Consider the following 22,951-nt stretch of genomic DNA (forward strand, 5'->3'; position numbering starts at 1 on the left):
GGCCTTCCCACCTCCTGTTTCCCATGGCACATCCCCTGGCCGCTGATCGCATCTCGGCGTGCGCCACCTGGACGGTTCGGAAGAACAGGTGTTGTCAGCGGTGGGTCTGGTTGAGCGTTCGGGTCAGTTCGCGGTTGGCCGCACGCGCGGCCTGTAGTTCCTCGGTGCGGTCTTCGAGCTGGCCTTGGAGTTCCACCACTCGCTGTTCCAGCGTGGTGATCTGGCGCTGGAGGTGGTCGATGTCGGCGGGCGCTCCGAGGCCCGAATCCCGCCAGGCCTGTTCGCCGAGCTGCTGGGAGAGTCGGTTCTCCAGTTGCCGGACGCGGGCGGTGAGCCGGGCGTTGCGCTCCAGTGCGTTCGCCAGGTCGGCTTGCAGGGAGGCTCTGCTGACCTGGGCGTGTCCTTCGCCGGACGGCGGTGCCGTCGCTGCGGTGTGGAGGTGCTGCAGCAGGTCGCGGTGGCGGTAGAGGAAGGATCGGTCGACTCCGGCGGTTCGGGCGATGCCGGAGACGGTGAGATCTCCGCCTTCCTTGACCGCGACGCTGATGGCCTTCTCGACTCGCTGCCGTCGGCGTACTGAGTCCCCGCGCCGCCCTTCGGCCATGGGGAGATTGTTCTTGCTGGTCACAGCGGCCTTTCTGGACGCAGATCGGGGAGAGGCTGGCGGACTCGTGGCATCCCCAGCAGTACGCTTTGCCGACCTCGGCGCACCACGGAGACGGCTTCCTCGACCTCGGCGCGCTGGTTTGCGTCGAGGTCGTCCAGGCCGTCCTTGACTCGCTTGATGAGTCGTCTCACACGGTGGATCTCCTCGTCCGACGGCATCGCCTCGGCCTTCGCCCAGTCGTCCGCGTCCAGCGCAGCGGCGATCCGCTCGCGGTTGCGCAGCAGGTCAGCGAGGTAGGCCTCCAGGTCGGGCAAGTAGGAGACGTCGGTACGGAAATGACCGCAGCCCACACAGCGGAATCTGACGGGACAGTCGTGTCCGCCCGCTGCCACGTTCGACGGCTCCGTGCAGACGCCGTAGGGAACGGCGACCTCGCCGACGGCCCGGCGGGCGTGCTCGGAGTCGAGCAGTTCCTTGGCCTGGCGCCAGATACGCTTGCCGTGCCGGTCGAACTGTATCTCGGTGACGCGGTCCACGGCCTCGCGCCGCCGCTGTTCGGTGACTCGGTAGTAGGCCTGAGTGGTGTCCAGACGCCGGTGATCCATCAAGGCTCTGAGGACGTCGACGGCGACCCCGGCGTCCGCATGTCGCTGGCAGTAGGTGTGCCGGTATGCGTAAAGGAAGATCTTGGACTTGTCGAAGGGCATCATCTGGGTGACCGGCAGACCGTCCATCTCGACCCGAGTGGGCACCAGGAACTCGGGCAGGGACCGGATCCACTCGCGGTGGCGGCCGGACAGCCATCCCGGTGTGATGGGCTTGATGCCGTGTGGGTTGGCCACCCGGGTGGGCAGCAGCATCAACTGGTCGGTCGGTGTGCTCGGGAAGTCGGCGCGGATCAGTTCCTGCTGTCTGGTGATCACGCCTGCCGTGGCCTGGGAGATCGGCAGCCTGCGTCCGTGACGGTTGGCCTTGTAGTTGTCGTAGATGAGCACGTGCTGCCCGTCGGCATCCTGCTTGAGGCAGTCCCAGCGCAGCTGGCAGATCTCCTGAGGCCGTCTCCCGGTGTCGATCAGCAATTCGGCGGCCACCCGGTTCTCGTTGCCGTTCCGGGCTTGCCCGACCATCGAAGGCAACTGCTCGCAGATCTGCCGCATGACGTCGGCTGGGAGGTCCTTGCCGGCTTCGGTGTCCTCCGGGTCATCTGGGATGTCCTCCGCGAGGATCGCGAAGTCATCCGGCAGCCCGTGCAGCGGCTGACCAGGCCGGGTCAGTCCCAGTGACCGCATCCGGGCGAGATGGGTACGGACGTAGCGGACGACCCTGACCCGTCTGCGCGCCGAGATGTTCCCGCTGTGGTGCAGAAAGGCCAGTCGGTTGGTGAACGCCTTGATGTCCCGACGGTTCAGCGCGCGGATGTCGTCGCCATGATCCTCGCGTTGAAGCCGCAGGCTCTCGGACAGGAGGGTGAACGCGCTGAGGATGTCCTGGATGCTGCTCATGACGCTGCCACGCCGCTGAGGCAGGGAGAAGAACGCCCATTCCTTGGCAGCAGCCCTCAGCCAGGGCTGGTGGATCGCGGTGAACCCGAGGCGCCCGGCGTGCCCGAACGCGGCACCGCTCCACACGTCCTTGGTCCGCTCGCCCTCCGGCGTCAGGCCGAACCGGCCTACGAGCGTGACCAGGCTGCTGCAGAGACCGCGCGTACCGCGTGAGACATGAGCCGGGTCCACCGCGGTCAGCGAGGGCAGTTCGAGTTCGCGGAGCCGGTTGGCCAGGGTGCGGAGCAGGAACTGAGTGGTGTGGAGTCCCTCGCGCGTTCGGGCCTGGACGCCGTACAGGATTTCCGCCACCACACGATCCGGCAGTCCGCGCAGGCTGACCTCGTTGTTCGCGGACACGGGCGCTGTCGTGCGCCGCCATCGCTTCTCGTCGTCCTCGCTCAGGCCGCGGGCGACTGCCTTTCTCCAGCGCTCGCGGTGGGCGTGACAGTACGGAGACAAGCCGTCCCTGTACCGGTGGCAGGCGGAGACTTCACAGGGGCCGAAAGCGGGCAGCGCGATTACGTCGCCGAGGGTGAGGAACTCCTCCAGCGTCACATCCCGGCGCTTGAATTGCGCGAGGTGAGTCGAGCACAACGGCCGTCGCCAGGAAGAGAACGGCCGTTGGCATCCGGACACGGAGCAGTCCTCGACCCCGGCCTGCCGCCAGTTGCCGCGGTCCATCTCGGCGAACTGCTCCAGCGGGGGCTCCCCGGCCTGCTTCCACCGCAACCGGCAGCCGGAGCACAACTGCCTGGCGACGCTGGTCTGCACGCAGCCCTGTACCCGGCACAGCGGCGTGCCCAACAGCGGGTGGTCTGCGGGGAAGAACAGCACGCCGGTGTCCAGCGACCAGCCGAAGACGGCCAGGAACTCCGGATCGACCGCTGCCCACAAGGCTGCGGCACCACCGTCTTCCGCCTCCTGCCCGGGGGGCTGGAGGCGGACAACGTTGAGTGTCATCGGCCTGGCTCCCCGCCCAGGTCCCTCGGCGAGGGAACACGGCTGATCGCCTCGCGGAGCCGGGACTGCGCGGGGTGCAGGTAAGGACGAGCCGAGTCCGGGTTCTTATGGCCCAGGAGAGACTGGATCTCGTCCAACGAGCCGCCGGAGTCCGCGACATTGCTGGCGAAAGCGTGCCGCATCATGTGCGGGGTGACCTTGCGGTCCAGCCCGGCGCGGCGAGTCAGGGCCTCCACGGTCTCGCCGATCGCGTCCGGTGTGATGGGCGACCCCAAGGGCTCGCGAAAGAGGTTCACGAGCAGGAAATCACTGCCCGCCGTCCCGAGCCGTTCGTGCCGCTCCAGGACATACTGGTCGAACGCCTGCACCACCAGGAAGTCCACGGGCAGCACCACCGGACGGCGCGACTTCGACCAGGCGTTGTTCGGGTTCTGCCGCCGTACGACGTGCAGGTGGGCGCCTTCCAGACGGCATCCCAGGGTGGTCGAGTCCACGAGCAGGTGGGCGTCACAGCGGCGCAGGCCCGCCGCCTGCCCGCGGCGAAGCCCCACTCGGGCCAGCAGCAGGATCAGCAACCTGTCCCGCGCCGAGCGACAGGCCCGAAACATCGCCACGATCTCTGCGTCGCTGGCCCGGTCCACGGCCCTCTCCGTCTCCGGGAGGCGATGCTGAGCCTGGAGTCGATAGCGGAGTCTGCCGTCTTCGGACTGTGCCTGAAGGGGGAGGTCCAAGCTGTCCCCGAGCTGGTAGAGCTGTTCCAGCACCCAGCCGGGAACATCCCGCTCCGTCACCGCGTGAGCCAGAAAGCCGCGAACCGCTGTGAGCACGCCATTGATCCGACGTGCTTCCCGTGCGGGCCTCCCGCCGGGCCCCGGCACGACTGTCGCCTGCCCCTCCGTCCCGGCCGGCTGCCACTTCAGCCAGAGGATGAAGGAGCTCAAATCGCGGGCAGCCGAGTGCCAGTCTCGTCCCGTCGCTGTACACCAGCGCAGGAACAACGCGATCGCTCCGGCGTATGCCTTCGTCGTCGACTCCGCGCGATCCCTGCTCAACCTGAGACCCCGCAAGTACCGGTCGGCTTCGTTCACCACCTGCATCTCAGTGTCGACCACTGTCCAGTACGCAGTACCGGACGGCATCCGGACCGGGAAAGCACGCACCCGTTGATCTCCTTGCTCCATGGACAGGCCGCAACGGTCCACCACGGAGCAACACCCCCAGAGAACCGTCGCAGCACGCTCAACGAGGAAGGGCACTGCTACGTCACGCCACACATTCGGAACCCCCGGAGAACAACGGCCGCATCCGCTACCGCAAGTTCTGCGAGCTGGAGGAGCGTGAGGTCACCCAGTCGGAGATCGGCAAGGGGTACGAGGACGCCGACGGCACGATCGTCCCGATCACCGACGAGGACCTGTCCCACCTGCCCATCCCCACCGCCCGCACGATCGAGATCGTCGCGTTCGTCCCGGCGGACCGGATCGACCCGCTCCAGCTGGACGCGGCGTACTACCTGGCGGCCTCCGGGGCCCCGGCCGCGAAGCCGTACACGCTCCTTCGCGAGGCCCTCAAGCGCAGCAACAAGGTGGCCATCGCGAAGTACGCCCTGCGCGGTCGCGAGCGCCTCGGCATGCTCCGGGTGGTCGGCGACGCCATCGCCATGCACGGCCTGCTCTGGCCGGACGAGGTCCGCGCACCCGAGGGGCTCGCCCCCGATGTCGACGTCACCGTCCGCGACAAGGAACTCGACCTCGCGGACGCCCTGATGGACACCCTCGGCGAGGTCGACCTGAAGGACCTGCACGACGAGTACCGGGAGGCGCTGGAGGAGGTGATCGCCGCGAAGGCGGCCGGCGAGGCGCCGCCCGAGGCCCCCGAACCGGCGAAGGGCGGCAAGGTCCTCGACCTGATGGCGGCCCTGGAGAAGAGCGTGCGGGCGGCGAAGGAGTCGAGAGGGGAAGGGGCGGCGGAGGCGGAGGCGGAGGCCGAGGAGGCGGAGGTCACGCCGCTGCCGAGCAAGAAGTCCGCGTCCGGGGCGAAGAAGACGGCGGCGAAGCGGCCGACGGCCGGGAAGACGGCGGCGAAGAGTGCGGCGGCCGAGAAGTCCACGGCCGAGAAGCCCACGGCCAGGAAGGCGGCCGCGAAGAAGGCGGCCGCGAAGAAGACGACCGCCAAGAAGACGGCTGCCAAGAAGGCGACTGGCAAGAAGACGGCTTCGTCTCGCAAACGCTCCGCGTGAAAGTGCCGCACCGGGTGGCACGGGCGGCTCGCGTCGGATGGGGGCCTCGGCCCACCTGGCGGACCGTCATCGTGCGCCGCTCGGGTCCCCTCACCGCGGCCTGCCCCGTGGCGTGTGGCCGGGGCTCGCCGGGTGGCCCGGTTATCACCGTTCGAAATAGTGCATATTTCAACTTATCGGTAGATATGGTGCAGAGATGGCGCAATGCTGGGTGACGGGGGGAGGCCCGCTGTACGGCGGGCAGACAGCCCGTCCCCATCCGTGAAGGCATTGACATGCGTGCACTGCATTTCCACCCCCTCGGCAGAACCCGTGCCCTGTCGCTGACCCAGGTACGTGCCCCCGCGGCGGACGACCGCAGGCCCGCCGGCACGGCGGCCAGGACCCCCCAGGGCCCGCCGGACGCGACGCATGCCACCCATGCGGTTCCCAGGCTGTCCGCCGCCGAGTGCGGACTGCTGCTGATCAGACTGACCTTCGGACTGCTGCTGGCCGGCCACGGTGCGCAGAAGCTGTTCGGCATCTTCGGCGGGCCCGGCCTGGCGGCCACCGGCAGAGGCTTCGACGCCCTCGGCTACCACCCGGGAAAGGTCTTCGCCGTGATCGGCGGTCTCTCCGAACTCTGCGGGGGCCTCGGTCTGGCGGTCGGACTGCTCACCCCGCTGGCGGCCGCCGCCGTCATCGGTGTGATGATCAACGCCATGGTGACCGTGAGCGGTGCCCACGGCCTGTGGATCCAGAACGGCGGAGTCGAGTACAGCGTCTCCATCTGCGTCGTCGCCCTCGCCCTCACCGCCATCGGCCCGGGCCGGCTGTCCCTCGACCGGTTCTTCCCCTGGCGCTCGGGCGGCTGGCTCCCGGCCGCCGTCGCGCTCGGCCTGGGCGGCATCGGGGCCGCGATCGCCCTGAGCATCTGACATCCGGGTCCTGGGCAACCGGGCAGCGGGGCCGCTCCTCGACACCGTCGAGGAGCGGCCCATCCGCAGGCAGCCTCAACGGCGTCGCCCGTCAGGCCGGGATGAGCCGGCAGGCCGTTTCGGCGATCCGCGCGATGGACCCACCGCACAGGCCCCGACCCCGGCCTGGGTCATGCCATGCCGGCTACGACGTCCTCATCCGATGGCGCCTGCCCGTGACCGTCTCTCCGCCTCTACCGGTCCTGCCGACGTCGTCCACGACGCAACCCCCCGGCGCCGGCGGCGGCGACGAAGAAGGTGCCGCCCACCGTCATGGGGAGATGAGAGGCGAAGGGCGTGAGAGGGCGGTGTTCGAGGAAGGCTCGGTCGAACGCGACTCCGAGCAGGGCGGCTGCCAGCGTGACCGCCCACAAGAGCAGTACGAGCAGCCATGCGCTCCGGGTGCTCAGCCAGGAATTCATCGCATCATCATGCCCCCCGGCGTCCTGGCGCCCACAGTCCCCCTCGCTTCTGCCGCCCACCCGCGCCGACGCCGCGGACAGCTCAGGAGCAGGCACGCACATGGACAGGGTTCCCGTGGTCAGCCATGCTGTCCTGGCGCTGACGGAACGGCGCGGGCTGCATGGTGTTGGGGGGCGGGAATCGGTGGAGCAATCGGACCCTGTGGCTACGCCGCCGGAACGTATCCGTTACCGGTTGACGCGCCCTCAACGCCTGTTGCCCACACTGCCCGGATTCGTCGCCGCCACCTTCTCCCAGACCTTGTTCTGGCTGGACGGGGGACCGATTGATCCCGCACTCGTCCCGGGACTGCTCATCTGGGGAGTCCTGCTGCCCCTGGCGCTGATCACCACGCGGTCGTTCGGGGTCACTCTCACACCGTCGGCGGCCATCGCGCACAACCTCCGCCGCCGGACCATCCAGTGGTCCGACGTCCAAGCCATCCAGATCGAGTCGCTCCTCGGAAGCCGGACCGTCGTGATCTACGAAGCGGGCGGCCGCCACACCCGCCTGCGGGCGCCGATGACCGGGTTCCTCAGCTGGGATCGCGGCTTCGAGGAGAAGTTCCACACCATCGGCAGGTGGTGGCTGGACCACCGCGGCCCGGACTGGGTCCCTGTCCCGCCGCCGGCAGTGTGGTGGAGTGGCCCGCCGGCGTCCCACGGGAACCCCTACGCCCCTTCCACGTAGTCAACGGCTGCCTGGCCCGGGCCACGGAGCCGGAGTCGGAGGCGTACGCCCCCCGCACGCCTCAGTTCGCCATGGCGAGCCCGAAGCCGACGGCTTGCTCCCGGGCCCGCCTGCCCTTGTACCAGCGCCCGGAAGACCGGCCCTCAGATATGACCGCCGCCACCGGGCCCGTGCAGGGTGATGTCGTCGGCGTAGTAGCCGCCCTGTGCGTACCAGCCGTGCACGTAGATCGTCGCGCGGGTCTGGGAGGCGCCCGTGGTGAAGGAGACGGTCAGCGGGCGGTATCGGGAGGGGGAGTCGGTCCAGGTGGAGACGCCGCCGGTCACGCCCAGGTAGACGTAGGAGCCGCGGACCCAGCCGCTGAGCGAGTAGGTGGTGTCCGGCCGTACCGCGACGGTCTGGTCGCACTGCGCGGTGTCGCTCGAACTCACCGTCCCCTGAAGGGCCTTGGAGCCCGTGTGGACAGGGGAGGAGACGATCGTGCCCGGGTTGCCGGCGCAGCTCCACGGCGCGAGGCCGCCCGACTCGAAGCCGGCGTTGGTCAAGCCGTCGGCGGCCCCGACCGCGCCCGGGGCGGCCGACGTCGGGGCGGCCGACGCGCTCGCCGGGGGAGCGGCCGGGGTGGCCGCCGTGGTGCCGGGGATCAGGAGAGCGCAGCCGAAGCCGACGACGGCCGCCGCGACGACCCCGATCACCACGGCCGCCCGGCGCTGTCCGGGCCCCAGACGCGGGCGGTCCGCGGGACGCGGCGGGCCGGTGTCTCCGGCGAGTGCGGGGAGTTCCTCCGTCCTGCCGCCGGGGACGGCCGGGAGTTCCGCCGTCTCGCCGTCGGCCGGGGTCCGAGGGCCGGGTGCGGCCACGGTTGGGTGGCTGCGGTAGTCCTTGTCCTGGCGTATGTCGTCGAGCAGCCGGGCCAGCGCGTCGGTGCCGCGCGTGCGCAGCACACGGATGGGCTCCGGCGCGGTGCGGTCGTCCGGTGCGCCGGACGCGGGCGGTGTGGGCACGGTGCTCTCCTTGCGTCCCGTGGCACAGACCAGAGCTGTCCCTGCGGGAATTCATACGCAACGCCCGTTCCGGAGGTTCAGCCGAGCCCGCCCGGAGAAGCCACGATCGCCGCCCGTGAGGTCGGGGACAGCCGAGCCCGGGTCCCCGGCCGCGGGTTCGAGCCCCTGCGCGACCTTGCAACTGCCCTTCGGCTGCCGCGTCAACCGTCCCCCTGCTCGATGTCCAGGTGGATCGGCCCGCGCAGCACGGGGCTGCGCCGGTACGGGGGCGGGTCGGCGACCAGCCTGGGGTGGTCGAGGCGGCGTACCAGCTCGGTCAGCGCGATCTGGGCCTCGCGTCGGGCCAGTGGGCCGCCGAAGCAGAGGTGGATGCCGCTGCCGAAGCCGAGGTGCCGGTTGTCGCGCCGGTCGGGGTCGAAGCGGTCCGGATCGTGGAAGCGGTTCGGGTCGCGGCTGCCCGAGGCCAGCATCAGCATGATCTGCGAGCCCCGGGGGATGACGGTGTCGGCGACGGTGACGTCGCTGTACGCCGCGCGCCAGGGAATGATCTGCACGGGGGGTTCGTAGCGGAGCAGTTCCTCGACCAGCGGCACGATCAGGTCCGGTTCGTCGCGCAGCCGTTGCAGCACCTGCGGGTGGCGCAGCAGCGTCAGCATGCCGTTGGCGATGAGGTTGACCACAGTCTCGTGGCCGGCGACGAGGAGCACTTTGGCGGTGGCGACGATGTCGGCGTCGGTCATCCGCCCGTCGGGCCCGTCGTCGTTGGCCAGCCGTGCCAGCAGGCCGTCTCCCGGCCGGCCGTGGCGCTGTGCCACCAACTCGCCGAGGCGCTGGAGCAGGTCACTGCGGGCCCGTACGCCCTTGTCCAGTTTCTCCTTCGGGTCGGTCTCGGGGTCGTAGTCGATCGAGCTCATCAGGTCGCTCACCCAGAGGTGGAACCTTGGCTCGTCCTCGCGCGGCACGCCGAGCAGGTGACAGATCACGGTGACGGGGAGCGGAAAGGCGAAATCGTCGACGACGTCGATCCGCTCCTTGCCCGCCAAACCGTCGACCAGGCCACCGACGGTGGCGGTCAGGAAACCTTCGAGCCCGGTCACCAGCCCAGGGGTGTGCGGGGGGCCGAAGTGGCGGGTCGCCATCCGCCGCAGGCGGTCGTGCTCGGGCGGGTCCATGTGGATGAACGACGACGTGGCCGCTCCCTGTCCCTCGCCCACTCCCTCGCCCGCTCGGTCTCCCTCTCCCTCGGCCGAGGGCATCGGACGAGACAGGTTGCGGACGTCGGAACTGAGATGCGGGTCGTTCAGTACGTCCGTGATCTCGCGATAGGTGCTGATGACGTAACTGCCGTCCTCCTGCCGGGCCACCGGCGTCCTGCGCAGCTCGGCATAGAGCGGGTACGGGTCGGCCCGGGAGGAGTAGTCGAAGATCCGTTGCAGCGTGCCGGACGTCCCGGACGTGGTGGTCGTCCGGCCTTCCTCCTGCCGATGCCGATGCCGATGCCAATGCACGGCCGTGACGTGTTGCTCGCCCGGGTCGTGTCCGGTGACGACCACGGTCGCGCCCTGGGCGAGCAGGGCGGGACCGGGGAAGTCGACGGGCACCGGTTTCGTGTCGACGGGCTGGTCCGGCGTGGGGCAGGGCGGCGGGAAGGGCGCGGCCGTCTCGATGAGCCGCCGGTAGTGGTCGAGCCACTTCGCGTTGTTGAAGGTCACCGCCGCGGTGACCCGGCCCTGGTAGCCGTACGCGGCGACGAAGCGGTGGTCGGACACCGACCCCTGGCTGACGACCACCTCGTCGGCGAAGGTGGGCACGCCGACGGACTTGATGTTGACGCCGAACTGGATCGACCAGAACAGTGGGACGGACAGGTGGAGCCAGCGCTCCGCCTGGCCGTTGACCATGTTGTGGGCCGCGACCTCGGCCTGCTCCACCGCGTTGGCCCAGTGCTCCAGCGAGATGAGCCGGTGTTCGTAGAGGGGGTTCGGACAGCGTGCCACGTCCCCCGCGGCAAAGACGTCGTCGATGACGCGGCCGTCGACGTCGAGGGCGCGGCACGCCGTGTCACAGGTGACTCCCCACACGCCCGCCGCCAGCCCCGACTCCCGCAGCCACTCGGTGTTGCGGATGCTCCCGAGGGCGACCACCGCCACGTCGGTGTCGACCGTGCTGCCGTCGTCGAAGTGCGCACGGCGCAGCCGTCCCTGGTCGTCGCCCTCCAGCCGGGTGACCTTGACACCGCACCGCAGGTCGACACCGTGGGCCCGCTGCATCTGCGCCGCCACCTCGCCGATCATCGCGCCGAGCGCCCCGACCAGCGGGTACGGCGCGAGCTCGGCGACGGTCACCGGGATGTCCCGCTCCCGGCAGACCGACGCGATCTCGGAGCCGGTGAACCCCGCCCCGATGACCAGCACCCGCGAGGGCCCCGCGGCCAGCGCCCGCTGCAGCCCTTCGGCGTGCTCACGGGTCCGGACGACGAACACCCCGTCCAGCGCCGCCTCGGACCCCACGAACCACGGCCGGGCCCGCACCCCGGTGGCGATCAGCACCCGGTCGAAGGGCACCTCCCGTCCGTCGGCGAGCCGCACGTGGTCGGTGGCCAGGTCAAGACCCCTCGCCGGCACCCCCAGCAGCCACTCCGCGTCGATCTCACGCCGCCGCGGCAACCTGGTGCCCTCGGCGGGCACCCACCCCGTGAGGACCTGCTTGGACAGGGGAGGCCGGTCGTAGGGCTCGCCCAGCTCGTCACCGATCATCGTCAGCGATCCGGTGAAACCCTCGTCCCGCAGAGCCTCCGCGGCCCGCAGCCCCGCCAGCGACGCCCCGACGATCACGATGCGGCCCTCGCGCCTGAACGCACGCAGGTTGTCGGCACTGGTCATGGCCTCGACGCCTCCAACCGTGCGTCCCGCGCGACCAGCTGGTCGGGGTCCGGGTCGTCCATCAGCGTTTCCTTGCCGTGCATCCCGAACGCGTACACCGCGCTCGGCGGGCCTCCACGGAAAATATTGATCATCGCGACCAAGGAGATCGGCGCCTGGAACAGGGCGTATCCCTGTTGCGGCCGCACTTTGGTTACGTGAGCGGCGCTCTTTCGGATTGCCGTTTCGGCGAAAACCGTGTGGCACGGTGCCCCGGAATGCCGTCAGAGAATCGGCGTAACGGCGGCACCGGCACCGGTAACGGTGCGGCGGCACAGTCGTACTTGCGCCCTGCCCCGGTGTGCCTCTCGGGCTCACGCGCACGGCAGCGTGATCAAATTGGGCATGGCATCGTCCTGGACCGGTGATCGGGTCCGCCTACGCGCTGTCGAGCCCGACGACTGGACAGCGTTCATGCGCTTCGCCGATGACGACGGGCGGCGAGAAAGCCGGCTGGATCTGCCGCGGTCCGCCGAGAGCTACCGTGCCTGGACGCGGGAGCAGGCCGTTGCCGAGTGCGACGACGACCGCTTCCGGCTGGCGGTCGAAGCGACGGCCACGGGAGAACTGGTCGGCACGGTCGGCTCACATCGCACCGGTCCTCGTTCAGGCTGGTTCGAATGTGAAGTCACGATCGGCGTCGACCACCGGCGCAGGGGCTACGCGGCAGAAGCCGTAGTGCTGCTGCTGCGTTTCATGTTCGCCGAGCGGCGCTATCACAAATGCCTGGCAGCGATCTTCGCCCACAACGACGCGTCGTTGGCACTTTTCCGTCGGCTCGGCTTCACCGATGAGGGGCGCTTGCGCGAACACGTTTTCTTCGCCGGCCGACACCACGACCTCGTCATGATGGGAATGCTCGCCGAGGAGTTCGACCAGCGACACACGATGAGCCGACCATGACCTCAGCCGCGCACGGTGGCGCGCAGGCGCAGGCCGACAGTCGCGAGGCCTTCGAGGGTGGTGACCCGGTAGCTGGGTTCCGGACCGGGCGGCTCGCTCAAGTAGTGGCAGCGGGCGGTCTGCGCGGTCAGGAGCGTCAGCATCGCCATGGCCAGAGCGGCTCCCTCGCAGCCGTGCGGCCCGGTACCGAACGAGAGGAAGACCCCGGGTTTCGCCGGCGAACCCGCATCATCGAGCCAGCGCTCGGGCCGGAACTGGTCCGGCTCGGAGTACTCCCGTGCGTCGCGGTGGGCGGTGTAAGGGCAGACGAGAACGGTGGATCCGGCGTCGATGGTGTAGTCGGCGAGCTGAGTCTGCCGCGGGGCGCGCCGGGTCAGCAGCCAACTCGGGGGGTACAGCCGGAGCACCTCGCTCACCAGTGCCTGGGTGTATCGCAGGCCGCCGAGGTGGGCGCTGGTCGTCGCGGCCGGGTCCGCGGGCAGCGAGGCGGCTTCGGCCGCGACGCGGTCCGCTGCCTGCGGGTGCCGGGCCAGGTGGAGCAGGATCCATCCGGCTGCCCGGGAAGGTGTCTCGAAGGTGGCGACGGTGATTCCGGGGAGAGTGTCGAGGACGGCCTCTTCCGGCAGCAGGCCGTAGTGGGGGGAGGGCTGGAGCATCTGTCCCAGCATGTCGTCACCGAACCGGCCCGATGAACGACGCCGGCGAACGATGGGCCGCAAGGCGTCGGTGAAGGCGACCTGCTGCCGGGTGCGGAACCGCCGTGCCGGTGTGGGGATCCAGCGCGGCCACACCCAACGCGAGGGGCGTACGAGCACCTCCCGGGCCAGGAAGAGCTGCCAGGCATAGGGCAGCAGGGTGGGAGCGTCTTCGGAGAAGAGGTAGTGCACGCCGATCTCCGCCAGCGTGTGCCGGACCGGGGGCAGGATCTCGACGTCCTGGTCGGTGGGCCACTGGTCGGCGAATCGGGCGGTCCGGGGCGCGATCTCACCGATCCGGGCGGCAACCGCCTGCGCACGTAGTCCGCGCATGCGGGCGGTGTGAGCGTGCGCACGCTCCTCGGATGTCGGTGCTCCGCTCGACCGCTTCAACGGCGGGAAGAGCGGCGAGGGCGCCTTGGGGAAGTCCTGCGCGCGGCGCAGGACCGCTTCACACGGCCCGGCCGCGGCGGCTACGTAGACACCCGGCTCCAGCTGCCAGACGTCCCCGCACTCTTCGGCCCCACGGCGCGCCAGTGCCAGCCGGTCACGGCTCCAGGCCGCGAAGTTGCCTCCGGACAACCGCGGTGGCTCATTACCTCGGCCCATGAGATCGTCCCTGGCTCTCGTACCTGTCCAGGCCGATGTCGTCGGCAGCGTGGCTGGGAACGGCGGGCGTCCCCTGGGCGCCCGCCGACGGTGTGGTCAGTCCTAGTCGTCGCCGGCGTAGGCGTCCCACTCGTGGGACCCGTACGCACCGTAGTGGCGGGTGAAGGACAGTTTGCCGAGCAGCCTGGCGATCATGATGCACTCCTCTCGCCTGTCTTCAGCACCAAAGGCCACACTGACATGTTGCCACATACGTCATATCTGCGATACAGGAGCACATTCCACTCATCGGTCGCACACATTCACCACTGATCACCGCACCCGGGACCAGCGGCAGCGCCGCCGCGAAGGGCAGCGAGGGCGGCGGTCGCGAATACGCGTCGATGTCAGTGTGGGACGCCAGTGTGGGACGTCTGTGTGGGACGTCTGTGGGATGTCGGCAAAGCAGCCGATCATGCGGCGCACCTCAACGGAGTGTGGCCATAGCTCCGTGCCGCTCAGATGGCAGAAGGTCGAGGGCGAGATGGAAGCACGCCTCGGCGCTCAGCGCGAACAGGGCCATCAGCAGTGAGTTGAGGGTCTTGCCGTAGGCGAGAAAGCTCCCACCGAAGACAGCGGCGCCGATGACCAGGAGCGCCCCGAGCACGGTCCAGAACGCGACCGCGCGCTGACGGAGCAGCACGGCGCCCGCTGCCGCGACGATCGACAGCAGGACGAGCGTGAGGCCGAGCGCGATGTGCACGGAGAGGGCGACGGAGGTGCCGTGCCCGACCGTCCAGGCGAGGCTCTCGTACCCGATGCGAGGGGCTCCCGCCCGAGAGCCCCGATGGTGAACCGGAAAGAGGCCGTAGAGATTGATGACCAAGCCGACTCCGGCCTGCACCAGCACCAGAAGGCCGGCGGCGAGCAGGAGGCGGCGGACGGTACGGGGAGCGGCCACGAGAAGACCATACACAGAGTGATTATCGAATACAGAAAGTGATGGCGGGTTGGGGTGCTGTGTCTGCCGGGATCTGCCGGGACGCCGACGGCTCCCGCGGCAGCCATGGGGCCCCGCTCCCCGGGTGTCAGTGGCGGCACGTACGGTCTGCGCATGACTGATCGGTGGTGGGCGGGCGTACGCCAGCGGGTTGAGGGGGCCGGTGCAGGCCAGGCGGCCGGCAAGGTCTTCGGTGCACAGGGGCACAAGTGGCTCGTGGAGGATCCGCTCACCCAAGGCGAGCTTGCCGAACTCGAGGCTCAGATTGGCGTGCAACTGCCGGAGGAATACCGGGCCTTCCTGCTCCACGTGGGCGCGGGCGGAGCCGGCCCCGCGTACGGCCTGTTCCCGGTCCGGCGCGTGCAGGGCCGTTGGCGTTGGGAGGGCGACGGCGCGGACCTGGCTGACCTGGCGCGGCTTGCCGAGCCGTTCCCCGACCAGGGTCCGGATCCGGAGCTGCTCGACGAAGTTCTCGCCCAATGTCCCGAGGAAGAGGACTTCGACGACATGGAGGATTTCGACGACGCCATGGAAGCGTGGGACGAGCGGTGGGAGGCCGTCATGTTCGCCCCGGAACGCACCGCCGGCGCGATCGTGATCTCCCACCTGGGCTGCGCCCAAAGAGAGTGGCTGATCGTCAGCGGCAGCCACCGCGGCACGATCTGGTCCGATTGCCGGGTGGACGACGTCGACCTCGCCCCTCTCCTCGACGACGACGGTACGCCGGTGACGTTCGCCCGCTGGTACACCGACTGGCTGGAGAAGGCCGAGCTCACAGCCCTGTCGTAGGTCATCGCCCGGTGCTGCTGAGCGTTGCGGTCGGCTGAACGGACCAGGTTACTGCGTCCGTTCGAGCCGGGTCTTCAACCAACCCGGTGAGGTGGTCGAGGCTGTGTCTGGTGTGGAGCGCATCGCGAGCGCGGAAACGTGATCGCCGCCTCGCCGTACTCCCGCGCCCGGAAGCAGGCTCGGCAACTGGCGATCGTGCCCCATCAGGTCTCCTCGGTCCTGGCCTTCCGGTCGTACGACCTCCGTCACGCGGGCGTGTCCCAGCGGCTCAACTCCGGCATTCCGGCGCCGGAGGTCACCGCTCGCGCCGGCCACTCGGCGGACGTCCTTCTGAACAGCTACGCCAAGTGAGGTCTCGAACTCCGCTGAGTAAAGTGGGAGTTAGGGAAGAACAGGAGCCCGAGCCGGGGACCTGATCATAGGATCCACGCATGCCGAGAGGAGTTGGAAGTTCGACAGGGACGCAAGACGGGCCGCGCCCCGTTCGCTTGGGGCCTTTGGACGGCAGGTGGGAGCGGCCTGCGGCCGGAGTGGCCGGGAGCGTGTTCGCCGGGGCCGGAGTGGTAGCCGTCTTCATCTCGAAGAACCAGGCAGGCAGTGCCACCTTGGTCGTGATCGGCGCCCTGTTTCTCCTGATGGCCGTCAGCGGCCGCACCATCGAAAGCGTGCGAATCGGCGACTGGGAGTTCACGATGTCGGAATTGCGCAGGCAGGCGGCCGAACAAGCCCATTCCGGGCTGACCGATCAGGCCCAGGCCACGTTGGACGTTCTCAGGAAACTCGACCCGGCGGCAGACCGGGACCCAGCGGTTCACGCTGTGGAGATCACTCTCTTCGAGAACCGGGTCATCGACGCAGTCGAGGCCGCACGCTCCGAAGGTGAGCAGGTGGAACGCCACCCCAACGCCGGGCTGGGCGAGCCACTAGCCGTCCTCGTGGCGCAGCCCGACGGCGCCAGAATCGGCGTCTTCGCCGCGTACGCCGTGGACGACTCCGGCCATATCTCGGCGACATCTACGGACAGCTTCGTACGACGGGCCCGAGAGGTGGACTGCGCCGCCTACCTCTTCGTCAACGGCACACTCCACCAGGAGGACCTTGCTCGCCTGGTCGAGGGTATCGAGCGGGACGGTGGCCGGCCCGTGGGTATCGAGACCTGGGCGTCCATCGCGCAACCCGCGCCCCTGCGCCCCGCCATTGACCGCCTGCTCGCCCGCGTCCGAGGCCCGCAGGACGACAGGGTGACGATCCCCGGACAGTGATCGACCGACGGTCGGGCAGCACAGCCGCCACTTGTCGTCGCGGGCAGCGCGGGGAGCCACCGAGCCGACTGCGGTGGAGACTGGGTTTGCTGGTCCTGCGAAACTAACTCCTTCTGACCTGCCGCGAAGCCCCTCAAGATCAACACGCTATTACAACGTGATCACCGACAAGCGGCTGCTTCCGACCATATCCACCTGCACAAACGACAAGATCCCGCACTCAGCGGACTCGCTGATGGTGGGGTCTTTGGCACACTTGCGCTGAGTGCCCCCGGTGGGGGACACGGGGCATGGAAACAGGGAAAACCGGCGGTCGGGGGCGGGCTGCTGGTGATCCAGACCGTCGTCCGGCTGAAGGGTGAGATGGACGTCCTTGGGGTCGACGCCTGCGGTAAGCAGGGGTGGGTCGGGATCAGGCTCACGGCCGGCGCGTACGCGGGCAGCCTGGTGGATCTGCGGCTCGAGAGGCTGATCGAGCGCGCCGCCGAAGTGGATGCGATCGCGGTGGACATGCCGTTGGGCCTGGTCGAGGAGGGCTGGCGTGCTGCAGATCTTGCGGCCAGGGCGCTGCTCGGGGTGCGGCGCAGCAGCGTTTTCCCCATAGCGCCGAGGATGGCGTGGCAGGAGCGGGACTACAGGGCGGCCGCCGGCCGATGCCAGGAGCTCACCGGTAATCGGCTGAGCCAGCAGGCGTGGGCGCTGCGGCCGAAGCTGCTTGAGGCGCGGGCGTGTTGGCTCGCCGATGACCGGATCCACGAGGTGCACCCCGAGGTGTCCTTCTATGCGTTGGCCGGCGGAGTGCCGCTGGCCTACGCCAAGAGGACCTGGCGCGGCCAGAACCTGCGCCGCATCCTGCTGGCCAAGGCCGGCCTCGTACTCCCCGACGAGATTGGCGAGGCGGACCGCGTTCCCGTGGACGATGTGCTTGACGCTGCCGTTGCGGCCTGGTCGGCGCACCGGATTGCGCTCGGGACGGCGAACCGGGTTCCTGAGGTCCCCGAGCCGGATACAGAAGGGCGCCTCGTCGAGATTCGATACTGATCAAGCCATCGAGTATCGAATGAGTTCGCGGGGGCACTTAGACGTCGTTTCTTATGGCGCCATCGGTCGTTGATCCGTACATGACTGATCTCGTTGAGCGGCTGGTGCCGGACGAGTTGTGGGTGCTGTTCAGGCGAGTGGTGCCACCGACAGTGGTCACGCGTCCGCAGGGTGGTGGTCGGCGTCGGGCAGGTGACCGTGAAGCTTTGGCAGCGATCATCTTCGTGGCGACGTCAGGCTGCACGTGGCGGCAGCTGCCGCCGGTGTTCGGCCCCGCCTGGCCCACGGTCTACCGCAGGTTCGCCCAGTGGAGCCGGGACCGGGTCTGGGCCCGGCTTTACCGCGTGATCCTCGACGAACTCGGAGCGCGGGGTGAGCTGGACTGGTCCCGGTGCGCGATCGACTCGGTCAGCCTGCGCGCTGCAAAAGGGGGCCACTGACGGGACCGAATCCGACCGATCGCGGCAAGCTGGGATCGAAGATCCACCTGATCTGTGACCGGAACGGGCTGCCGCTGTCCTTGGGTATCTCCGGTGCGAACATGCACGACAGCCAGGGTCTGGAACCGCTGGTGCGGGGCATGCCGCCCATCCGGTCCCGCCGCGGCCCTCGGCGCCGGAGACCGGCGAAACTGCACGCGGACAAGGGTTACGACTACGACCACCTGCGCCGATGGCTCCACCAGCGTGGCATCCGCCACCGCATCGCACGTAAGGGCATTGAGTCATCACAACGGCTGGGCAGGCACCGTTGGGTGGTGGAGAGAACCGTGTCCTGGCTGGCCGGCTGCCGAAGGCTCCACCGCCGCTACGAGCGCAAGGCCGAACACTTTCTCGCCTTCGTCGGCATAGCCGCAATCCTCATCGGCTACCGCCGATTGGTTACTGCGCTCACGGCCTGAGCCGGTCCTGCTGAACGTCGAAGCAGATCAGCCCCATGGACTGCGCGACGGCCGCCGCGTAGGCCGATGCCTCTTCAGCCATGCTCCACCGCATGGCGAAGTAGATCAGCGGACCGCTTGCCTCGTCGATCAACGGACCAGTGGACCAGGGCGAGGTGTCCTCGTCGTCCTCGGTGATGTCGCACCACCGCTCAAGCAACGCAGCGACGTAGGCCGCAATGCGTTCAGAAGGAGGCTCCTCCACCTCCCCATCGATGTAGCGGTCGTACAGATCGCTGAAGATCTGGCCGGCGGTCTTGTCATCCGCTGGTCTCTCGCCTTCCCAGACAGCAAGGTCGTAAGTCATGCCTGGGAGGCTCCCATACCGCACTGACATCCGCGCGGTCGGTCAACGGCGCGAGCGTCAGCCATAAGAAACGACGTCTTAGAGGTCGTTTTCACCTATTTCATTGAGGTACGGCAATGTTTCTGCCGTCCGGTGATCTGGTGCTGGTGGGGCTGTCGGGCTGGTGGTGGATGCCGAGACGAATGGTGTGACGCCTGGGGCGGAGGACGGCTTGCGCCTGTCTCATTCCAGGACGCCCGGGTCCGTCCCGTGCTTCGACACGGCCGCACGCACGCCTGGGCGCACGCCCCTGAACAGCGGTATCTCCAAGTCATGGCTGACCGTCGTCCGTATCCGAGTGATCTGTCCGATGCCCGCTGGGAGCTGATCGAGCCGGTCCTGGCCGCCTGGCGCTACGAGCGCCACGGCCGGGCGCTGGCATTCGGCCGGCCCGCCGAACTCGACCTCCGCGAGATCATGAACGCGATCTTGTACGTGGACCGCACCGGGGTGCAGTGGCGCTACCTGCCGCACGACTTCCCCCACTGGAACTCCGTCTACGGCTACTTCGCCAAGTGGCAGAAAGACGGCATCTTCGCCCAGCTCAACGGCCTGTTACGGGAGCTGGTCCGCGAACAGGAGGGCCGTAACACCGAGCCGTCGGCCTGCGTGATCGACGCCCAGAGCGTGAAGACCTCCACCAGCGTCCCCGCCGCGAGCCAGGGCACGGACAACGCCAAGAAGATCGTGGGCCGCAAGCGGAGCATCGTGTCCGACACCCTCGGCCTCCTGCTCGCGGTCCTGGTCACCGCGGCCAGTGTCCAGGACTCCAACGCCGGCACCCTCCTGCTCGACCAGGTCGCCGCCGACCACCCCACGATCCGCAAGACCTGGGTGGACGGCGGCTACCGCAAGCACCTCGTCGAGCACGCCGCCACCCTCGGCATCGACATGGAGATCAGCGCCCGCACCCCCGGGACCAGGGGATTCACCCCGATACCCAAACGCTGGGCCGTGGAACGGACCTACGGCTGGCTCATGCTCCACCGCCGCCTGGCCCGCGACTACGAGACCCTCCCAGCCCGCTCCGAGGCCATGATCCACCTCGCCATGACCGACCTCATGGCCCGCCGCATCACCGGCGAGAACACCATCTCCTGGCGCGACACGACATCACCGGATCAAATCCGCATACCGGGATGAAACAACGGGAGAAAACGACCTCTTAGGAGGCAAGGTGCTGGACGGCTCGCTGGCCCGGCTCGCGACATTGGTGGAGTCGCTGACCGGCGATGTGGTGTTCGCGATGTCTAGAGGCAGCAAGGAACTGTTCCACAGCGACACCCTCGCCTGGTACCTCGATCGATATCCAGTCGCTGGCGAGGCGTTGCTGGACGCCTGGCAGGTATCCCGCGCCGGCCAGACCCGCGAGGCGCGGGTACGCCGGGAGTGGCGCAACCTTGATCTGGTCGTGGAGATCCCGGGCGCACCCCGCTGGTGATCGAGAACAAAGTGTTCTCGATCCCGGACACCGGCCAGTTGAATGCGTACGCGGCGGGCAAGCTCCACGGCCTGGACCATCCCGTCCTGGTACTGCTCAGCCTGGTCGCTCCCGGCTGGCCGGACGGCTCATGGTCCCGAACGGTCTGACCTGGCGTTACCGCAGCTACGAGGACCTGTGTGCTGCGCTGCGGACCTGTCTGCCGATCTCCGGCGAGCGGACGGGTTCGGCGCCGAGGTGTTCGAGCACTGGCTCGACTTGATCGACAAGCTCGTGGGACTGGCCGCCGAGGTCGGCACCCCCACACGCGCGGAACCGTTGCCGCTGCCAGAAGAAGCAGTCGCGATCCTCAAGAGCGCTCGACTGGACGCGACCGTGCAGAAGTTGCGTTGCCTGTACGTCTCGAGCCTCGTCCGGGCAGAGCTGGCGCGGGAGATCGAGCAGGACGGGGCATCGTGCGGACGGCGATGACCGGGGCCAGGGCAACGTGGAGATGTTCACCGCGGAGACGCCCCCCTGCTTCGGCTGGCAGATCCAGGAAAGCCAGTTCCGGCTGGTCCACCTGACCGGCCCTGGCCCTGCCCGCGGCCCCGGCCCGACTCGGCGGGCGGCCCGCGAACAGGAGGCCCGCGCCCACGGGTTCGACGGTGAGACACCCGACCAGGCCCTGGCGGGGATGCGCCCCGCCCTCCACCCCGGTCACCTGACGTATGCCGAGCACGCGCTCCGCACGTACGTGGGAGCGTGTGCCGGCGACGGTGAGCAGCGGCTGCGGCCGGTCCGTCCGTACTGGGTGGCTCGGCGGGAGAACGGCAAGTGCTGTGAGATGTACGCCTGGTGGCGCAGGTACGAGTCGGCCGACGGACGACTGCGCGAGTACCGACGGCTGCGGCACGGCGAGGCCAAGGACTCCGAGCCCGGCGAGATCGCCATCGCCGTGTACGTGGCCGTTCGCGGGCGCCAGGCGGCCTGGCCGCGGAAGTGGGGCCGCGCGTTCGAGCCGTTTGCACCCACCGCCCGGCCCGAGCGGGTGCGTGTCGTCGAAGTCGGGCTCGCCGGCGGACGGGCCGCAGGTGCAGTTCGACGGGACGGCCGAGGAGGCCGAGGCGTACTACGCCGAGCACGGGCACGGGCACGGGCACGCGCACGTGGCCCGTGTCGTGGCGGGCGGCAGGCCGGCACCCGGCTCATCCTGCGTCGACTGCAAGCAAGGTGGTCGCTACGCAGCTCAGCGCGCGCGTCTATCGGGAGCGTCAGGTAGCGGCACTGGCGCCGCTCTCGGGGGTGCTGACGGCCGAGCAGGTCGAGCGGGTGTACGGCACCGCTCGCCATCGTCAGGCTTGGAGCCATGCCTGAACCGGGTGCGTTCCAGCGAGGCGCTGGCCTCCCTGCGTGATCTTTGGGTGGCCTCCAGGATGTGACCACCGGCTGGGCGAGATGACCTGTCAGTGCCGTCTCCTACGCTGCGCTCTTGAACACGGAGTTCGAATGGAGAGGAGACGCGGATGGGCGGCGACGAATGGGCCCGCACTGGCCCGTATCAGCGTGATCTTGCGGCCGCGTTCCGGCAGAGCCAGGAAGACGAGCTGGCGCGCGACAGCCGCGGCTTCGAGGGACGGTCCGTTGAGCAACTCTGGCGCGACCCGGCCTGGCAGGAGTACATCTTCACCGGTGGCACGGGAACCGTGCTGGACTTCCCTCTCATGATCGAGGCCGAGGACACCGATGACGGTCCGTTCATGCGTCCGCTGACCGATAGCGAGGTGCGGGCGTGGGCTCCTCACGGCCGGCCCAGCTACGAGGAGTGGGACGCCGCACTCGACTCCGGGCGGTTGGAGTTCCCGGGCCGCAGCCAAGGGAACTGCACGGTGCTCTACCGCGACGGTAGGCCCGTGCAAATCGGCTACTGGGGCGTCACCACCGACTAGCGGGGAACCAGTAGCGCCTAGTGATGCGGCCGCCGCGCCTGTCCCGGGGCACGTCGTTTTGCGGGCTCACCTGGCGTGATGCATCAAGATCCCCTCCACGCCTCGTCCACAGACCCCGACATACGGCCTCTTCGGGCCGCACACGCCTGCACATGCAAGAAGACCCCGGCCTCAGCGTTTCCGCTGGTGACGGGGTCTTTGGGCACCTCATGCAAGGTGCCCGCGGCAGGATTCGAACCTGCGCACACGGCTCCGGAGAGCGTGTTGGTGCCGGCCGAAAGAGCGCTCTGACCTGCTGGTTCGTGTCCTAGCGGCGCAACAAGTGGGGATATTTATCACATACCGTGCGCACGCCTCACGATCGGAGCGGAGATGAAGCGACGGGTCGTGGGTCAAGGGCCGGAGCCTGACGGGTCTTGGCCAGCTGACCAACTGTCCAACACGGCTAGGGGAGGGCAACTGGCGAAGCCTCTCCCGTCGCCGGTAACTTTTGGCCTTCCGGTTGAGGGGCGGTCAAGCCGCCTGAGAGGTTGGGGGGCCTTAGACGCAGTCTCATTTGGCGAGTCTGCGGTAGCAGATGAGGCTGCAGGCGATGGCGGTGAATGCCAGGAAGTGGTCGGCCTTGCGTTCGTAGC

At 68.9% G+C, this 22,951-nt stretch carries 22 protein-coding genes and 3 pseudogenes; 14 read left to right on the forward strand and 11 right to left on the reverse strand.

Translation table 11 applies throughout. The features are described 5' to 3' along the window. Positions 1 to 94 precede the first annotated feature (94 nt). The 3 genes from ACFY0P_RS45960 to ACFY0P_RS45970 are packed head-to-tail and all read right to left on the reverse strand — an operon-like array spanning position 95 to position 4,271. On the reverse strand, positions 95 to 628 hold the full coding sequence (locus ACFY0P_RS45960) for a DUF6262 family protein (protein WP_388928174.1): 534 nt from the start codon (positions 626 to 628) through the stop codon (positions 95 to 97). Continuing rightward, positions 625 to 3,111: a tyrosine-type recombinase/integrase gene (locus ACFY0P_RS45965; protein ID WP_388928176.1), complete on the reverse strand. Its 2,487-nt coding sequence runs from the start codon at positions 3,109 to 3,111 to the stop codon at positions 625 to 627. The genes ACFY0P_RS45960 and ACFY0P_RS45965 overlap by 4 nt, the downstream gene beginning before the upstream one ends. After that, positions 3,108 to 4,271 (reverse strand): tyrosine-type recombinase/integrase, encoded by a 1,164-nt coding sequence (locus ACFY0P_RS45970; RefSeq protein ID WP_388928179.1) that lies wholly within the window; start codon positions 4,269 to 4,271, stop codon positions 3,108 to 3,110. Before ACFY0P_RS45970 ends, ACFY0P_RS45965 begins: the two co-directional genes overlap by 4 nt. 128 nt (positions 4,272 to 4,399) lie before the next feature. Here ACFY0P_RS45970 and ACFY0P_RS45975 point away from each other — a divergent pair. Together ACFY0P_RS45975 and ACFY0P_RS45980 are read left to right on the forward strand one after the other, a co-directional pair. Then, positions 4,400 to 5,350, forward strand: a pseudogene (locus tag ACFY0P_RS45975) (Ku protein); the annotation flags it as partial. Between the two features lie 434 nt (positions 5,351 to 5,784). After that, a complete protein-coding gene (locus tag ACFY0P_RS45980; protein WP_388928240.1) occupies positions 5,785 to 6,267 on the forward strand; it encodes a DoxX family protein in 483 nt (160 codons plus the stop codon). A gap of 233 nt (positions 6,268 to 6,500) precedes the next feature. On the opposite strand, the gene ACFY0P_RS45985 is transcribed toward ACFY0P_RS45980, so the two are convergent. Continuing rightward, positions 6,501 to 6,728 (reverse strand): hypothetical protein, encoded by a 228-nt coding sequence (locus ACFY0P_RS45985; protein ID WP_388928182.1) that lies wholly within the window; start codon positions 6,726 to 6,728, stop codon positions 6,501 to 6,503. Between the two features lie 256 nt (positions 6,729 to 6,984). Here ACFY0P_RS45985 and ACFY0P_RS45990 point away from each other — a divergent pair, with 256 nt between their 5' ends. Then, on the forward strand, positions 6,985 to 7,458 hold the full coding sequence (locus ACFY0P_RS45990; protein WP_388928185.1) for a hypothetical protein: 474 nt from the start codon (positions 6,985 to 6,987) through the stop codon (positions 7,456 to 7,458). Between the two features lie 152 nt (positions 7,459 to 7,610). On the opposite strand, the pseudogene ACFY0P_RS45995 reads toward ACFY0P_RS45990, so the two are convergent. The 4 genes and pseudogenes from ACFY0P_RS45995 to ACFY0P_RS46010 all read right to left on the reverse strand — a co-directional run. Then, a pseudogene (locus ACFY0P_RS45995) lies at positions 7,611 to 8,153 on the reverse strand (carbohydrate binding domain-containing protein); the annotation flags it as partial. A gap of 509 nt (positions 8,154 to 8,662) precedes the next feature. After that, positions 8,663 to 9,718 (reverse strand): cytochrome P450, encoded by a 1,056-nt coding sequence (locus ACFY0P_RS46000; protein WP_388928243.1) that lies wholly within the window; start codon positions 9,716 to 9,718, stop codon positions 8,663 to 8,665. 255 nt (positions 9,719 to 9,973) lie between these two features. After that, positions 9,974 to 11,344, reverse strand: a pseudogene (locus ACFY0P_RS46005) (NAD(P)/FAD-dependent oxidoreductase); the annotation flags it as partial. Further along, positions 11,341 to 11,532, reverse strand: coding sequence for a hypothetical protein (locus ACFY0P_RS46010; protein WP_388928188.1), 192 nt, complete (start codon positions 11,530 to 11,532; stop codon positions 11,341 to 11,343). The gene ACFY0P_RS46010 and the pseudogene ACFY0P_RS46005, both read right to left, overlap by 4 nt. A gap of 196 nt (positions 11,533 to 11,728) precedes the next feature. Here ACFY0P_RS46010 and ACFY0P_RS46015 point away from each other — a divergent pair, with 196 nt between their 5' ends. After that, positions 11,729 to 12,286 (forward strand): GNAT family N-acetyltransferase, encoded by a 558-nt coding sequence (locus ACFY0P_RS46015; protein WP_388928190.1) that lies wholly within the window; start codon positions 11,729 to 11,731, stop codon positions 12,284 to 12,286. A 2-nt stretch (positions 12,287 to 12,288) separates the two neighbouring features. On the opposite strand, the gene ACFY0P_RS46020 is transcribed toward ACFY0P_RS46015, so the two are convergent. Together ACFY0P_RS46020 and ACFY0P_RS46025 are read right to left on the reverse strand one after the other, a co-directional pair. Next, the gene (locus tag ACFY0P_RS46020) at positions 12,289 to 13,563 is read right to left on the reverse strand and encodes a cytochrome P450 (RefSeq protein WP_388928192.1); all 1,275 of its coding nucleotides are present in this window, start codon (positions 13,561 to 13,563) and stop codon (positions 12,289 to 12,291) included. 493 nt (positions 13,564 to 14,056) lie between these two features. After that, positions 14,057 to 14,530, reverse strand: a complete 474-nt coding sequence (locus ACFY0P_RS46025) for a hypothetical protein (protein ID WP_388928195.1) — start codon at positions 14,528 to 14,530, stop codon at positions 14,057 to 14,059. A 153-nt stretch (positions 14,531 to 14,683) separates the two neighbouring features. Here ACFY0P_RS46025 and ACFY0P_RS46030 point away from each other — a divergent pair, with 153 nt between their 5' ends. From ACFY0P_RS46030 to ACFY0P_RS46050, 5 genes are all read left to right on the forward strand, one after another. Continuing rightward, positions 14,684 to 15,358, forward strand: coding sequence for an SMI1/KNR4 family protein (locus tag ACFY0P_RS46030; RefSeq protein ID WP_388928198.1), 675 nt, complete (start codon positions 14,684 to 14,686; stop codon positions 15,356 to 15,358). Positions 15,359 to 15,496: 138 nt separating this feature from the next. Further along, positions 15,497 to 15,709 (forward strand): hypothetical protein, encoded by a 213-nt coding sequence (locus tag ACFY0P_RS46035; protein ID WP_388928200.1) that lies wholly within the window; start codon positions 15,497 to 15,499, stop codon positions 15,707 to 15,709. A 191-nt stretch (positions 15,710 to 15,900) separates the two neighbouring features. Further along, a complete protein-coding gene (locus ACFY0P_RS46040; protein WP_388928203.1) occupies positions 15,901 to 16,620 on the forward strand; it encodes a hypothetical protein in 720 nt (239 codons plus the stop codon). A 330-nt stretch (positions 16,621 to 16,950) separates the two neighbouring features. After that, complete coding sequence (locus tag ACFY0P_RS46045; protein ID WP_388928206.1) at positions 16,951 to 17,661, forward strand: DUF429 domain-containing protein; 711 nt, start codon at positions 16,951 to 16,953, stop codon at positions 17,659 to 17,661. Positions 17,662 to 17,741: 80 nt separating this feature from the next. After that, positions 17,742 to 18,562, forward strand: a protein-coding gene (locus ACFY0P_RS46050; protein ID WP_388928209.1) for an IS5 family transposase whose coding sequence is annotated in 2 segments (ribosomal slippage) — positions 17,742 to 18,099 and positions 18,099 to 18,562 — 822 coding nt in all. Because the reading frame shifts where the segments join, the coding sequence is not laid out codon by codon here. On the opposite strand, the gene ACFY0P_RS46055 is transcribed toward ACFY0P_RS46050, so the two are convergent. Beyond that, positions 18,552 to 18,908, reverse strand: a complete 357-nt coding sequence (locus ACFY0P_RS46055; protein ID WP_388928212.1) for a hypothetical protein — start codon at positions 18,906 to 18,908, stop codon at positions 18,552 to 18,554. The two genes, ACFY0P_RS46050 and ACFY0P_RS46055, sit on opposite strands and share 11 nt — an antisense overlap. Before the next feature lie 312 nt (positions 18,909 to 19,220). Between ACFY0P_RS46055 and ACFY0P_RS46060 the strand changes: the two genes are divergently transcribed. From ACFY0P_RS46060 to ACFY0P_RS46080, 5 genes are all read left to right on the forward strand, one after another. Then, the gene (locus tag ACFY0P_RS46060) at positions 19,221 to 20,090 is read left to right on the forward strand and encodes an IS5 family transposase (RefSeq protein ID WP_388928215.1); all 870 of its coding nucleotides are present in this window, start codon (positions 19,221 to 19,223) and stop codon (positions 20,088 to 20,090) included. A gap of 34 nt (positions 20,091 to 20,124) precedes the next feature. Further along, positions 20,125 to 20,388: a hypothetical protein gene (locus tag ACFY0P_RS46065; RefSeq protein WP_388928217.1), complete on the forward strand. Its 264-nt coding sequence runs from the start codon at positions 20,125 to 20,127 to the stop codon at positions 20,386 to 20,388. Beyond that, the gene (locus tag ACFY0P_RS46070; RefSeq protein WP_388928220.1) at positions 20,385 to 20,537 is read left to right on the forward strand and encodes a hypothetical protein; all 153 of its coding nucleotides are present in this window, start codon (positions 20,385 to 20,387) and stop codon (positions 20,535 to 20,537) included. Before ACFY0P_RS46065 ends, ACFY0P_RS46070 begins: the two co-directional genes overlap by 4 nt. Positions 20,538 to 20,625: 88 nt before the next feature. Further along, positions 20,626 to 20,859, forward strand: a complete 234-nt coding sequence (locus ACFY0P_RS46075; protein ID WP_388928223.1) for a hypothetical protein — start codon at positions 20,626 to 20,628, stop codon at positions 20,857 to 20,859. Between the two features lie 1,034 nt (positions 20,860 to 21,893). Next, positions 21,894 to 22,316 (forward strand): hypothetical protein, encoded by a 423-nt coding sequence (locus tag ACFY0P_RS46080; RefSeq protein ID WP_388928226.1) that lies wholly within the window; start codon positions 21,894 to 21,896, stop codon positions 22,314 to 22,316. The last annotated feature ends 635 nt before the right edge of the window (positions 22,317 to 22,951 follow it).

Source organism: Streptomyces sp. NPDC001714 (assembly GCF_042892755.1).
GTDB lineage: Bacteria > Actinomycetota > Actinomycetes > Streptomycetales > Streptomycetaceae > Streptomyces.

What these genes read in the sequence shown, in the direction of transcription:
- ACFY0P_RS46015 (WP_388928190.1), top strand. Translation starts at nt 11,729, where the DNA reads ATGGCATCGTCCTGGACCGGTGATCGGGTCCGCCTACGCGCTGTCGAG.
- ACFY0P_RS45985 (WP_388928182.1), bottom strand. Translation starts at nt 6,728, where the DNA reads ATGAATTCCTGGCTGAGCACCCGGAGCGCATGGCTGCTCGTACTGCTC.
- ACFY0P_RS46030 (WP_388928198.1), top strand. Translation starts at nt 14,684, where the DNA reads ATGACTGATCGGTGGTGGGCGGGCGTACGCCAGCGGGTTGAGGGGGCC.
- ACFY0P_RS46055 (WP_388928212.1), bottom strand. Translation starts at nt 18,908, where the DNA reads ATGACTTACGACCTTGCTGTCTGGGAAGGCGAGAGACCAGCGGATGAC.
- ACFY0P_RS46000 (WP_388928243.1), bottom strand. Translation starts at nt 9,718, where the DNA reads ATGCCCTCGGCCGAGGGAGAGGGAGACCGAGCGGGCGAGGGAGTGGGC.
- ACFY0P_RS45965 (WP_388928176.1), bottom strand. Translation starts at nt 3,111, where the DNA reads ATGACACTCAACGTTGTCCGCCTCCAGCCCCCCGGGCAGGAGGCGGAA.
- ACFY0P_RS46080 (WP_388928226.1), top strand. Translation starts at nt 21,894, where the DNA reads ATGGGCGGCGACGAATGGGCCCGCACTGGCCCGTATCAGCGTGATCTT.
- ACFY0P_RS46060 (WP_388928215.1), top strand. Translation starts at nt 19,221, where the DNA reads ATGGCTGACCGTCGTCCGTATCCGAGTGATCTGTCCGATGCCCGCTGG.